We start from the raw sequence: 13,115 nt of genomic DNA on the forward strand, positions 1-13,115 counted from the left end.
ACGCATTAATAGCAAGAGAGTCAGAAGTCAGAAATTACTTATCATAGAAGAGGATTGAATAAGTAGTAGGTTCGCTCTAAGAAACGTGAATATAGAGAGCGCTTTTTCCACTCCTCTAGTTTTACTTCATGAGAGGTTTCTATATAACTTTGTTGCAGCCAGTACATTTCTTTGGTGAAAGCTTCGTCATCAATGGCTAGCGTCAATTCAAAGTTGAGCCATAAGCTGCGCATATCGATATTTACGGTACCAACTAAACAGAATTGCTGATCTATGACCACGGATTTGGTATGCAGTAGGCCGCCATAAAACTCATAAATTTTCACACCTGCCTCCATAAGTTCTGCGTAAAAAGCACGTGAGGCCCATTGCACCATGAGTGAATTATTTTTTTGCGGAATGATCAGCTCAACAGTAATGCCACGCTGCGCTGTCATTTTAAGCGTTTCGAGCAGATCCGCGCTGGGTACAAAATATGGTGTTGTGATTCTCACTGATTGGTTTGCCTGATTGATGGCAAGGGTCAATACCTGAGAAATTAGGTGCTCTGGCATCCCTGGTCCTGAGGGGACGACTTGAACTGGGTGCTGAGGCTCGTTAGGGTCTAATTGGCATTCTGGTAATTGGGGAAGAGCGCGCGACCCAGTTTCAACTTCCCAGTCCCAGCAGTGGATGGCAGAGAGTACGTTAACGGTTGGCCCTGTCACTCGCACCATGATGTCTATCCATTGACCAACCCCTGATTCCTGTTTGAAGAAGGCAGGATCAACTAAGTTCATTGAACCTGTATAGCCAATCTTGTCATCTATAACGATGATTTTACGATGCTGACGTAGGTCGAGGCGGCGGAGAAAAATACGCCAAGGGCTGACCTCTAAAGCTTGTACGACTTCAACCCCAGCTGTTTGCATCATCTTGAGCCACTGACTGCGGAAGAAACGTAGGCTGCCAGCAGAGTCAAGAAGCAGTTTGACTTCTACACCGCGCTTCGCAGCTCTGATCAGAGCAGAAGCCACGGCATCAGCCAATCCACCTGGATGCCAGATATAAAAAACCATTCGTACACTGGTTTGCGCATTCTCAATATCTTCAATGATCGAATGTAGAATGTCATTCGGAGAACTTTGTAATGATAAGGTGTTGCCACTCAAGGCAGGTAATCCAAGTCGATTGTTACACAGTTCATCAATGCGATAGATGTGACGACCGAAGCTCTCAGTATCGTGTGCATGGCATTCATTAAGGCTGGAAAACCATTTGGCGAACGGAACGAACATTTCTTTTGCTCTTTCTGCTCTTCTTCGGCCGAGGTTTAGTTCCCCAAAGAGGAAGTAACAAGCCACGCCGACGATAGGAATGATGTAGATGATCATCAGCCAAGAGAGAGACACGCTCACCGCTCTTCGTTTGAGAACAACTCGTAATGTTACCCCAGCAACCAGAATCCAGTAGAAGACAATGCCAGCCAATGTGAGGAAGTGATAGAACTTTTCCATTCAATTTCCTGAATAAATCAATCGCTTGAGTATGATAAAGGATTAACTTAAATATTAAATCCAGTTAGGTGCGGCGACAACAAACATTTCGTTTTCAAATGTTGTTATGAGTAATGTGACGTAGTGGGTTAGATAAATATCCTAAATAGAATTATTATGTTACAAAAGTGTAAAATGTAGATAAAAGGGGAGGTATTAGTTCAAAAAAGCAGCGTTTAAGCGCGATATACCGTGCGGTGGTGGGAATTTACACTTTTTGGGGTTCCAATTTTAATCTCAAACTGTTTTACTTGCCACATTGTTAGGGTCACCTAGAATTCTAATAAGTGTAAATTTTTTTATACACTCAACTTTTCGACGCCTAACGTAAGCAAACACAACTTATAAATTTTTAATGGAGTAATCGTGGCTAACAGTATAAGTGCACAGCCCCGTGATACATGGGGGTCTAAATTAGGCTTCGTTATGGCCGCAGCAGGTTCTGCTGTTGGTTTGGGTAACATATGGAAGTTTCCTTACACGGCAGGTGAGAGTGGTGGCGGTGCGTTCGTTGCTATCTACCTGATTTTTGTAATTTTCATTGGCTTTAGCGTTATGCTGACAGAATTCGCTATTGGCCGTAAGACAGGTCTATCTGCAGTAGGCGCATTTAAGTCTACTGATCGTCGTTGGACATTTACCGGCGTTATCGGTGTTGTCAGTGGCTTGCTTATCATGGGCTTCTACCCGGTAGTAGGAGGTTGGGCACTGGCATACATCTTTAAAGTAGGTGGTGGTCTGCTTAGCACGCCAGAAGCTATTGGTGATAGTTTTGGTGGCTTTATCTCTGACCCAGTACAGCCACTGATGTGGATGGGTATTTACCTGATGTTTAACATCGTTATTGTAATGAAAGGTATTTCTGGCGGTATCGAAAAAGCAGGTAAGATTCTGATGCCACTATTATTCCTTATCCTGATCGTTGTATCAGTGAAAGGTCTGATGCTTCCAGGGGCGATGGCAGGTCTAGAGTTCCTGTTCATGCCGGACTTCTCCAAAGTAGATAGCAACGTAGTGCTTGCAGCGCTGGGTCAGGCGTTCTTCTCTCTAAGTCTTGGTATGGGTTGTATGATGACGTACGGTTCTTACCTGAAGAAGAAAGAGAACCTAGTTCAGACTACCGGTATGGTAACGGCGATGGATACGGGTGTTGCTATCCTAGCAGGTGTTGCCATGTTCCCAGCTATGTTCGCATTTGGTATGGAACCAGCAGCAGGTCCTGGTCTGGTCTTTGTTGTTGTGCCTCAGCTATTCGCTGAAATGGGTGGCGTTATTGGTCTTCTGTTCGCATTACTGTTCTTCATTGGTCTAACAGTTGCGGCACTGACATCTTCGGTATCATTGCTTGAAGTTGTGGTTTCTTACTTAATCGATGAAAAAGGTATGAAGCGCCCAACAGCGGTAATCGCAGCAAGCTCAGTAATGGCAGCACTGTGTGTGTTTGCTTCTCTATCTCTGGGCGGCGTTGGTCCAACTCTGTTTGGTACTGGTGCATTTGATATCTTCGACCTACTGACTGATAAGATTTTCCTAGCAGTTGGCGGTATGTTGGTATGTATCTTTGCGGGCTGGCGTCTAAGCCGTACTGACCTTGAGAAAGAAATCACTAACGACGGTGAAGTTTCTTTCCCACTGTTTGGCCTTTGGTACAACCTAGTGAAATACGTTATCCCTGTTGCTATCGCAATCGTTGCTTTCATGGGCATTAAGTCCGGCTTCGATAGTGGCAAAGGTGAGATCATGCTACTGGGTATCGGAATCATTGCGTTTGCAGGTGTTCTTTCTAAGAAACTGTAACGCTGAATCCAGTTAACAACGTAAACGGGGAGCCTACATGGCTCCCCGTTTTTATTTGCTTATCTACTTGTGGAATTAGAACGCATAACAGGTATACTCATGCGTCCAAAGTGGAGCCCTCTATGTTTGATATCGTTTTTTCTCATTCAGACTTTGTCGTCATTAATAAATATCCCAATGTTTCCGTTCATAAAGATGATGGCGAAACCATGTTGCTACATGAAGTGGCATTAGTTACTGGTGATGAGCAACTCTATCTTGTGCATCGATTGGATAAGATGACTTCTGGGCTTCTCTTGCTTGCGCGCAACGCTGCGGCTGCGAGTGAGTTATCGACACAATTTGCTCAACGTCGTGTGGTAAAATTCTATTTGGCGATTGGTAGTAAGAAGCCGAAAAAGAAACAAGGGCTTGTCAGCGGTGATATGGAGCGCTCGCGTCGCTCTGCATGGAAATTAACCAACTCTCATTCAAATCCTGCGATCACGCAGTTTCTTTCAGCTAGCGCGGAACCGGGAGAGCGTTTGTTCTTGTGCATGCCCCATACAGGTAAAACGCATCAAATCAGGGTAGCACTAAAGTCGGTCGGTTCACCTATCGTCGGTGATGCGATTTATACCCCCGCCAGTAAATCAGACCGAGGTTACCTCCATGCATTTGCGCTTGAATTTGAGTTTCATGGAAAAGCATTCCAGTTTGTCTGTGACCCGAGAGAAAATGCTCGGCTTGGTGAGAAATGGCGGCAGGAAAATGTCAGCCAAGGCATTAATGCTTGGCTAAAACCTTGGGAGCTCTCATGGCCGAAAATCAAAAAATAACAGGAACCAGTATGCAGGTTGAACAACTCCCTACATTCTTCGCTCACATTTCGGAGCAGTTATCTAGTACTTCCCACGAAGTCAGGCGTGTATTTCACGGTCGAGGCCGCGTATACCAAGGTTTAGAGCAGATCACTTGTGACTGGGTCGATTGCCAGTTGCTGATCAATATATTCAAGAGTGTTGACGATGAGTTTCTTGAACAGCTCAAACAGGGACTGCATCAGTTGTCTAAGACTGTGCTATGGCAGGAGAAAGGTGTCAAGTGTGTGGTTATCCAACATAGATACAGCGAAGGTGCACCATCGGAAGTGCTTATCGGTGAACTGAACACTAAACCTGTTGTGGTTGAGTCAGGGCTGAAGTACCAACTCGATATTGGTCGCAACCAGAACTTTGGTTTGTTTCTCGATATGCGCCTAGGCCGAGAGTGGGTTCAGCAGCATGCTAAGCATAAAAATGTTCTCAATTTATTTGCTTATACCTGTGGATTTTCAGTTGCGGCTATCGATGGTGGGGCTGATCAGGTTGTGAATGTCGATATGGCAAGAGCGTCTCTGTCGAAAGGGCGAGATAACCATAGATTGAATGAGCACAACCTTAATCAAGTGAAGTTTCTGGCTTATGACATTTTTAGATCTTGGGGAAAAATCAAAAGATCAGGGCCGTATGATCTAGTCATCATCGATCCACCTTCATTTCAAAAAGGCAGCTTTGCGCTAACCAAAGACTACAAGAGAATTCTACGTCGTTTGCCTGAATTGCTCACCGATAAGGGCGAAGTGCTTGCGTGTGTGAACTCTCCTCAGGTCAGTAGCGATTTCTTAATTGAAAGTATGAAGGAAGAAGCACCGGAGCTGAGCTTTGTACAACGGTTAGATAATCCGCCAGAATTTGCTGATGTCGATAGTGAAGCGGCGCTTAAAGTAATGTTGTTCCGCTAAATTTATTGAGATCTTTGTAATTCCATATTGACCTCAACTTAACTTGAGCTTCTATGCTGAAGTCAGAATCACTTCAGTTGGGAGAACGGATATGCAGAATGATTACATCAAGGAATTATCAAAGAAAACATTTCAAGAAGGGCCAGTACTAGAATATCAATCTATGCCGAAACGTCAGTTTCATGTTCCGAGTTTCTTCTCCGGATTGTTGGTCGCAGTGATAATCAATTTTGTCTTTTAACAAAGGTTGCATTGAGCGACCTATTTTATGTCTATTTCAGAGTGTGGAAACCTGAATAGATGCGAGTAAAGGTCGTGAACCAGCAGGCTGTGCCAAACAGATATGCAATGATGGCAAAGTGCTGCGGGAAAAGACAAAACGCAATGAAACACGCTATGGTTTCAGTGCCCTCAGTCAGCCCACTCATATAGTAAAGGGATTTGTTTTTATAAACAGGATTCTCAATTCCCCGTTTCCCTGCCATGACGGCAAAAGCAAGAAAGCTGCAGCCAGTACCAATGAATGAGAAAATGAGAAAGGCGCCCGCAACCGCATTTTGCTCTGGATTAGCAACCACAAAGCCAAATGGGATCAGAGAATAAAACAGGAAGTCGAGGCTGATATCGAGAAATCCACCTGCATCTGTGAGGCCCTGACGCCGAGCTAACGCGCCATCCAAACCATCAAATACTCGGTTAATAACGATGAACACAAGTGCCAGTTCGTATTGCTCAAAGTACAGAGCAGGAAACGCCAGACACCCAAGAAGAAAACCACTTAGCGTGGTTTGGCTTGCGGTCACACCGAGTTTATCTAATCCGGCGGCTGTAATAGCCAAAGGGGAGCGAATGACTTTGATACTGAACCGATCAAGCATGATGAGTCTCCCATGGCCAACTTAATACTCGTCCGTTCTCAGGAACATCATCCTTGTCATGTGTCACCATCAGAGTAGGAATATTTGCTTCTGCCAGTTGAGCGATGACCCAGTCACGAAACTGTGTTCTAAGTTCTTTATCCAGTTTGCTAAACGGTTCATCTAACAGCGCTAGTTTAGGCTTGGCCAGTAGCATTCTTAGCAAGCTGACACGAGCACGTTGGCCGCCGGAAATCTGATCAGGAAATGAATCTGCGAGTTGTGAGAGCTCAACCTTGTTCAATGCAACCATAGCTTGGTGGCGTCTTTCATCGCCTTTGATTGAGTTAGGAAGGGCAAAAGCGAGGTTCTGCCACACGTTTAGGTGTGGAAATAGCAAATCATCCTGAAACAGAATTCCAACTTGTCGCTGATGGGGTTCAAGTTCAGCTAAGTTAATGCCATTCAGTAGCACGCGCCCGGAATGGACAAACTCGCTGCTCATATGCCCGGCGATCAAACTCAATAAGGTTGATTTTCCGCATCCACTGGGGCCCATTAGGCAAACGACTTCCTGCGCTGAAACGGATATATTCAAATCAGAAAATAGGGCTTCGCCGCTGGTTTTATGGATGGCGAGGCTTTCTAGAGACAGCGTCATGCGTAAGGGCATCCTTGTTCGTTTGTTTTTGATAATCAGGTTGTCGCAATGCGAATCTGCCAATAAGGATGGCAGAGACAAAGAAAACAAATGGCAAGATGGCTTGCCAAATCGCGTAGATGGCAGTAACGCGTCGATCGAAGCCACTCGAAAGAGCGACGGCTTCGGTAGTCACGGTTGCAATTCTGCCCCCACCGAGCATCAGAGTTGGTAGATATTGCGCCAAGCTTACACTGGCTCCGACAGCCCAAGCGTACAAGATGGCAGGCAGCAGCAACTTAACCTTAATATGAAAAAAGACAAAGAGAGGCGTTTTGCCAAGGCTTAATGCCGCTCGAGTATAGTTGTTGTCATAGCTTCGCCATGGGCCATCGAGTGCTAAGTACACAAATGGGAAAGCAAAGAATACGTGTGACCAGATGACCCAGATGTAATAGGCATCACCAGACAAGTAGAGAGTGGTTATCTGGATACCAAATAAGATAGAAAGCTGTGGGATAAGCATAGGTAAAGCAATGACATAACCTGGCAAGTGTAAGCGAAAACGGATACGACTTTCCTGAGCCACTACGCCCAATATCAAAGCAAAACAAGCGGTAACGGCAGCAATGATCAAACTTTGGTTAATCGTCGGTAATATATTGAGCCACTCATTGCTCCAAAAGCGGTCACTATATCGGGTAGGGAGAAGGTCCGGAAAGCGCCATCGATGAGCGAAGCTCCAGATCAACATCAGTGGAAACATAATGCCGGCTAAAATGGCCGAAAAGGTAAATAACGTTTTCCCGGGAAGGCTAAATCCTCTTCGGCCAGAGTATTGCCATTGACCAAACTGGCCAACGAAAAGTTTTTCGACCAGCACGATTAAGACTAAAAGCAAACTGGCTAACACAAATAACATAACTGCGCCTGATGCCGCACGAGGTATCAGTGATAAGTCGGGGTCATTAAACCACTGCCATACTAAGACGGCCAATGTAGGTGGATTAGTTGGGCCCAAGATCAAACTCAAATCGACCACGGAAACGCCATAAGCCATCACGGCAAACAAAGCGAAGCGCATTCTTACTAACCAAAGAGGGAAGACCGCCTTCCACCACATTTGTGCAGGTGAATACCCCAAAGAGGTGCTGACTTGATACAGCTTATTGATTTTAATCTGCTGCAAAACGGGAATGCTCATGAGCAGTAAAAATGGCACTTCTTTAAATGAAAGTGCCATGGCTAACCCCAGCGCATAAGGGTCATGCACTAACCAAGTTGCTTCATGTGTGTCTACGTCAATACCTAAGGTTTGAGCCAACAAACGTGCAATCATGCCTGTAGGAGCGAAAAGAAAAGCAAATCCAATCGCGAAAGCGACGTGAGGCATCGCTAGCAAGGGGGAAAGCAGTGCTTCAACTTTTCGCCAATGGCGGTCTAACCAAAGGCTTTGAAGAATCGCAAAGCAGATTAAACAAGAAAGATAAGTACTGGCTATGGAGCTGAATAAAGTGAGCCCAATTGAGTGCTCAATCCCCGGCCATTCGAAAAACTGCTGATAGCTGCTGAGTGAGAAATCGAACAGGCCGACAGGAGGAACATAACCAAATGATGAGAGCAATACACCAACTAATCCGGGGATTGTTGGGGTAATGCAAATCAAAATGAATACTGTGTACGCAGCTCTTAACATCTGGCTTTCGTCACTTAATGGTTATGGTTGCTCTTAATTACCGTAGCGCTTCTGCCACTCTGTTTCCAGAGCAGCCTGCCAGCTAGGGTGTGGTTCAGCAACAGATTTGAATAGCCTTGTTTTCTTTGCGCTGCCTGTTAAGTATTGATTCTCAAGCACGGATGGGTCGCCCCAAATAGACAAGTCACCTTTGCGAGATTGAGCTTCAGGGCTCAACAGGAAGTTAACTGCCACTAATGCACCCTCTTTGGCGTTGGCATTCCATGGGATAGCAAGGAAGTGAATATTAGAGAGAGCGCCTCCATCCATTGCATAAACCGTTGTACTCTCGACTAGGTTACCGTTTGCCTGAGCAGAGTAAACGGAATTTGGGTTAAATGTGATGGCAAGATCAAGCTGTCCGTCATCTAAGAGCTGTACTGTTTCTGCAGAGCTTGCCGGAAATTGCTTACCTTGTCGCCAAGCGACTTTATGGAATTCATCTAAGTATTTCCATAAAGGCGCAGTGACAGCATCAAAGTTGACCTGTTCAACCGGCTTAGCCAAAGCAGGATCATTGGCAGTCAGTTCAATCAATACGGCTTTAAGAAAGCTGGTACCATGAAACTCTGGCGGGCGAGGGTAGCTCAGCTTGTTTGGAAATGCCTTGGCGTAACTTAACATCTCCGTATAGGAGGCAGGAGGGTTGTTGAGAGTTAGTTTATCGTGAATAAAAACTAACTGCCCGACACCCCATGGGGCTTCTAAACCTTCTGTTGGCTCTGAAAAATCACGATCAACCGGTAAGGATTTATCTACTTTCTGCCAGCTTGGTAAGTGCTGAACAAAAGGGCCAAAAAGTAATTGATTGTTCTTCATAGATTTGAAGTTTTCGCCATTAATCCAAACCATATCAACGCTGCCGCCAGTGTTCTTTCCAGCCGCTTTCTCCGCAATCAAGCGTGTTGTGGTTTCGGCGATATCAGTAACTTTGACATGTTTTAGTGTCACGCCATATTGTGATTGCAACTGTTTATCTGCCCAGCGCAGATAGTTGTTGATTTCTTGACTGCCACCCCAAGCATGGAAGTATACGGTTTGTCCTTTGGCTTTCTCTGTAATCTGTTGCCAATTATCTTGCGCCGTTGCCCCAAAAGACAGCAACAAGGTAGAGATGAAAGTGATCAGCCTTTTCATGGTTGTCCTTACCCTTTGAATGAGTTCATTGATGTGGTGATAGACCGTGCTATCTATGGTTTTCATTCATTATGACTGAAAAAATTTAATTTTCTTATGTATTTGAAGGAATTGTAAGCGGACTGTATGAGAATTGAACATGTTCTTAGCTTAATAACAAAAAAGCAGCCATTGATGGCTGCTTTGTAATATGTAGGTTAATAACTAGCCTTTCCAGTCGCTAAGCTTGAAAGTCAAAGTATGAATGTCGTTCTTTAATACCATACCTTCATCGGTCAATGTTACGTCACTCCATTCCGCCAAGGATTGAGAAAATGCGCGTTCTAAGTCCATCACGTCTCCAATACACATTTTCATCGTCATGCCCATTTTTTCAATGCGGAGCTGGTTATCCTTGAGCTCAGCTTGACCGAAAAAATTGTTACAGCCTGCATTACCATTAGCCATCAAATTTTCTCCCACTTCAAGGCGAGGTTTTTTCTGATGGTTTTCTACCTTAACTGCTTCGCCATCAATACTAACCAGTTCCCAGTTGTGATGTTGAAGATCTTGAGCCGTAATTTGTTTCACATCGCCTCCATTGCTTGCACAAGCTGTCATGACAAAAGGGAGTGAGGCAGCAGCAAGTAATGTTTTTGGACTAAACTTCATAGTAATGAACTCCGAAATATAGAAACGTTATTCGACATTTTGTCGACTTTAATGGCACAAAGTATAGGTCAGAAAGCTCTATTTTTGTCAGGTTAAGGTCATAGTTTGTTTACAGTCACATAATGAAAGTTATTGAATTTCATTTAATTATAAATTTAATACAGTAGGAGTAAGTGCTTAAAGCGTAGCTAAGAAAACTATGATGAGGCACATATGGAACAACTAGAATTTTTTGCCGTCCCAAGCCCATGTGTAGGCGTTTGCACAGTAGATGAAAAAGGCTACTGTAAAGGTTGTATGCGCAAGCGTGACGAGCGTTTTAATTGGTTGAATTTTACCCCAGACGAACAGCGCCACATTATCAAACTGTGCCGCTTACGCTATCGCCGAAAAATGCAAGGTGCTAAGACCGAGCCAGAAGTGGGCTTAGAGCTTCAAAGCCCACAGCAAGATCTATTTTAATACCAATCTTGATTCGCCTTCTTTTTTGAAAGCGAGGAGGGTCTATTTAATTCCCCACTTATCACTTATCCAACCACCGACATGGTCGTCAAAGTGATTGCCGCTAAAGCGATAGTTTTGTTCAGGGTGTTGCTCAGATTCAGGTTTTGAATCAAGCAGTTGCTGAATGTAATTTGCCATAGGATCACCGCAATTTAGCCGTTCTTGCCGAGTCGCGACTTCTTTTATTAATTGCAGACGATAGGAATTGCTTGCGCGTTTCATTTAGGTGATCCTCCTTGGTTATGACACTAATATGAAAAGTTAGGAGTCGATTGAGCTATCGTCAATATGAGATCACACTTTTAAAGAATAATTGTCTTTGCTTTGATTCTTATGTATTCAGTGGGAGGAGGATTATTTTGTTAAACAATATGACCTTAGGTGAGATTGTCTCATTTTGCCTATATAAGTAATGTCATAAAAATTTCATTAATTTATGTTAGCTCGATGTGCGGTGTGGATTGATGTGAAATGATACCTATTTATTGGAAGGCTTAAAGAAAAAGACTTCGCTTGTGGAAGTCTTTTTACATTCCAGAGTCTTTAGAGAATTTTAAGGGGTCGCGGCTTGGCAGGTTTGTTTTGTGACGATTTCGTCGACCATCAGTTGCCCGCGGCTGTTACGCATCTTAAGTCGATAGCTTAAGCCAACCTCCAAATTATTTTTTGTGTCAGGGTTCGTGCAGTAACTATTAACGCTGTGACGAAGCACTTGCTTCAATGGCTTAGCGCCCTGAGCATCTTGGTTATACACCATCATGATCTCGATCATTGTGCCTTTGGAGTTTGCTCTCATGATAGAAAGTGGGCCAGCTTCCATAGGTAACTCCGAAGCCAACAAATTCGCTCGATTGGCGGCAAGCAATTCGAGCTCGCGCTGTTTATCGCCCTCTGGTGAGGCACAGCCTGCCAATATGGCAGCAAAAAGCACGGCTAAGGTAATCTTCAGTTTCATCTTAAAATACTTTCTTGAATGGTTTAACGATGACTTTCTCGTACACACCCGCCTCAATATACGGATCAGCATCTGCCCAGCTTTGCGCTTGTGCAAGTGAATCGAACTCTGCGATAACGGTTGAACCTGTAAAGCCAGCTTCACCTGGGTTATCTGAATCGATGGCAGGCATAGGCCCCGCTGTCAGTAAACGTCCTTCATCTTGAAGTTTTTGAAGTCGTTCTAAGTGTGCTGGGCGTGCACTTAGACGTTTTTCCAATGAGTTTTCAACGTCTTGAGAGAAAATAACATACCACATGTATTGATGTCCTTATAATGAATAAGCGACTAAGCAGCCGGTTATTGTGTGATTTACCTAACTCTACAGAATGTAACAGCTTTTTAAAGGCTTTCTGACAGCAAAGTGTGAGATTAGTTTTGTTTGATTGGACGAGGTTTACCCTCAGTATCAATAGCGACGTAGTTGAATGTCGCGTCACACACCATAAAGCGATCTTCTACACCATGTTCTTTGACTGGCTTAACCCATACTTCGAGATCAATACTCATTGATGTGCGACCAATCTTGGTACACTCACCGTAGCAGCAAACCACATCACCCACCTTTACTGGCTTTTTAAAGGTAATACTTGAGACGGAAACCGTCACAATACGTCCCCCCGATATTTCTTTAGCCAGAATCCCACCAGCTAAGTCGAGCTGAGACATGATCCAGCCTCCGAATATATCACCATTCGCATTAGTATCTGCAGGCATTGCAAGGGTGCGCAAAAGCATTTGTCCACGAGGGGAAGTGATTTCTTTACTCATTTTGACATCCGTAAAACTAAACAGCGGCCGGAGTGGCCGCTGCAATATCTCAAAGGGGAAAAATTAGTATTAATTATATCAAAAGCGTGTGGTTAGTCACCAGAATTGGCTTCGGATTTATCTTTTGGCAGATGTTTATAGATGTAGATACCTGTGATTAATGTGAAGCCAAATGTTGCTGCGAGTAAGCCGAAGACTTTGAAATTAACCCAAACATCGAGCGGAAGTTTAAAGGCAATATAGACGTTCACCCCAGCACAGAAAGAAAAGAAGGCAACCCATGCCCAAGTCACTTTTGACCACACGTGGTCTGGTAGGTTGATTTCTTTACCTAACATACCCTTTATCGCGGATTTGCCTATTACATGGCTTACTGCAAGGCCGATAGCGAAAACGATATAAACAATAGTGACTTTCCATTTGATGAAATCATCGTCGTGCAGGAAGATGGTCATTCCGCCAAACAGCGCAACCATAACAAAGGTGATCAACTGCATTTTCTCGATTTTCTTATATAAGGCATAGGTGATAACCAATTGGATAGCCGTTGCTATGATTAGAGCACCTGTCGCCACATAGATATCGTGCATTTTGTATAAAACGAAAAAGATAATGAGCGGAATAAAATCGATCTGTTGTTTCATTATTGCCGGTTCTATAGAGTTTGGGGGGATTCAGTCTAACCAAGTCTGATGAAATCACAAAGGTATTAAAAGCAGCGGATTTAAAACC

General features: G+C 44.1%; 15 protein-coding genes. 4 read left to right on the plus strand and 11 right to left on the minus strand.

From position 1 onward, the window contains the following. Positions 1-41: 41 nt before the first annotated feature. Positions 42-1,496, minus strand: coding sequence for a cardiolipin synthase (cls, locus tag L1D15_RS09020; protein ID WP_239868200.1), 1,455 nt, complete (start codon positions 1,494-1,496; stop codon positions 42-44). Positions 1,497-1,901: 405 nt separating this feature from the next. On the opposite strand from cls, the gene L1D15_RS09025 reads away from it, so the two are divergent. The 3 genes from L1D15_RS09025 to L1D15_RS09035 all read left to right on the plus strand — a co-directional run bounded on the left by L1D15_RS09025 (position 1,902) and on the right by L1D15_RS09035 (position 5,094). Next, entirely contained in the window at positions 1,902-3,332 is a 1,431-nt protein-coding gene (locus L1D15_RS09025; RefSeq protein WP_345779252.1) for a sodium-dependent transporter, read from the plus strand. A 122-nt stretch (positions 3,333-3,454) separates the two neighbouring features. Continuing rightward, positions 3,455-4,150 carry a TIGR01621 family pseudouridine synthase gene (locus tag L1D15_RS09030; RefSeq protein WP_239875367.1) on the plus strand — a complete coding sequence of 232 codons (696 nt, stop codon included), beginning with the start codon at positions 3,455-3,457 and terminating at the stop codon, positions 4,148-4,150. 11 nt (positions 4,151-4,161) lie between these two features. Continuing rightward, on the plus strand, positions 4,162-5,094 hold the full coding sequence (locus tag L1D15_RS09035; protein WP_239875434.1) for a class I SAM-dependent methyltransferase: 933 nt from the start codon (positions 4,162-4,164) through the stop codon (positions 5,092-5,094). Positions 5,095-5,366: 272 nt separating this feature from the next. Here L1D15_RS09035 and L1D15_RS09040 read toward each other — a convergent pair whose 3' ends face one another. The 5 genes from L1D15_RS09040 to L1D15_RS09060 all read right to left on the minus strand — a co-directional run bounded on the left by L1D15_RS09040 (position 5,367) and on the right by L1D15_RS09060 (position 10,114). Beyond that, positions 5,367-5,972, minus strand: coding sequence for a CDP-alcohol phosphatidyltransferase family protein (locus L1D15_RS09040; RefSeq protein WP_239875368.1), 606 nt, complete (start codon positions 5,970-5,972; stop codon positions 5,367-5,369). Next, complete coding sequence (locus L1D15_RS09045; RefSeq protein WP_239868261.1) at positions 5,965-6,612, minus strand: ATP-binding cassette domain-containing protein; 648 nt, start codon at positions 6,610-6,612, stop codon at positions 5,965-5,967. Before L1D15_RS09045 ends, L1D15_RS09040 begins: the two co-directional genes overlap by 8 nt. After that, positions 6,578-8,287 carry a thiamine ABC transporter permease gene (locus L1D15_RS09050; RefSeq protein ID WP_239875369.1) on the minus strand — a complete coding sequence of 570 codons (1,710 nt, stop codon included), beginning with the start codon at positions 8,285-8,287 and terminating at the stop codon, positions 6,578-6,580. The genes L1D15_RS09045 and L1D15_RS09050 overlap by 35 nt, the downstream gene beginning before the upstream one ends. 33 nt (positions 8,288-8,320) lie before the next feature. Continuing rightward, on the minus strand, positions 8,321-9,463 hold the full coding sequence (locus tag L1D15_RS09055) for an ABC transporter substrate-binding protein (protein ID WP_239875370.1): 1,143 nt from the start codon (positions 9,461-9,463) through the stop codon (positions 8,321-8,323). A 204-nt stretch (positions 9,464-9,667) separates the two neighbouring features. Continuing rightward, entirely contained in the window at positions 9,668-10,114 is a 447-nt protein-coding gene (locus tag L1D15_RS09060) for an META domain-containing protein (RefSeq protein ID WP_239836678.1), read from the minus strand. A 213-nt stretch (positions 10,115-10,327) separates the two neighbouring features. Between L1D15_RS09060 and L1D15_RS09065 the strand changes: the two genes are divergently transcribed. Next, on the plus strand, positions 10,328-10,576 hold the full coding sequence (locus L1D15_RS09065; protein WP_239836677.1) for a DUF1289 domain-containing protein: 249 nt from the start codon (positions 10,328-10,330) through the stop codon (positions 10,574-10,576). A 42-nt stretch (positions 10,577-10,618) separates the two neighbouring features. On the opposite strand, the gene L1D15_RS09070 is transcribed toward L1D15_RS09065, so the two are convergent. The 5 genes from L1D15_RS09070 to L1D15_RS09090 all read right to left on the minus strand — a co-directional run bounded on the left by L1D15_RS09070 (position 10,619) and on the right by L1D15_RS09090 (position 13,027). Beyond that, complete coding sequence (locus tag L1D15_RS09070; RefSeq protein ID WP_239836676.1) at positions 10,619-10,840, minus strand: hypothetical protein; 222 nt, start codon at positions 10,838-10,840, stop codon at positions 10,619-10,621. A gap of 331 nt (positions 10,841-11,171) precedes the next feature. Beyond that, positions 11,172-11,573 (minus strand): GspS/AspS pilotin family protein, encoded by a 402-nt coding sequence (locus L1D15_RS09075; RefSeq protein ID WP_239875371.1) that lies wholly within the window; start codon positions 11,571-11,573, stop codon positions 11,172-11,174. 1 nt (position 11,574) lies between these two features. Then, entirely contained in the window at positions 11,575-11,871 is a 297-nt protein-coding gene (locus L1D15_RS09080) for a YciI family protein (RefSeq protein ID WP_239875372.1), read from the minus strand. Positions 11,872-11,984: 113 nt separating this feature from the next. Then, on the minus strand, positions 11,985-12,383 hold the full coding sequence (gene yciA / locus L1D15_RS09085; RefSeq protein WP_239836673.1) for an acyl-CoA thioester hydrolase YciA: 399 nt from the start codon (positions 12,381-12,383) through the stop codon (positions 11,985-11,987). A gap of 92 nt (positions 12,384-12,475) precedes the next feature. After that, entirely contained in the window at positions 12,476-13,027 is a 552-nt protein-coding gene (locus L1D15_RS09090) for a septation protein A (RefSeq protein WP_239875373.1), read from the minus strand. Between the last annotated feature and the right edge of the window lie 88 nt (positions 13,028-13,115).

This window comes from Vibrio sp. Isolate25 (assembly GCF_022398025.1).
GTDB lineage: Bacteria > Pseudomonadota > Gammaproteobacteria > Enterobacterales > Vibrionaceae > Vibrio > Vibrio coralliilyticus_A.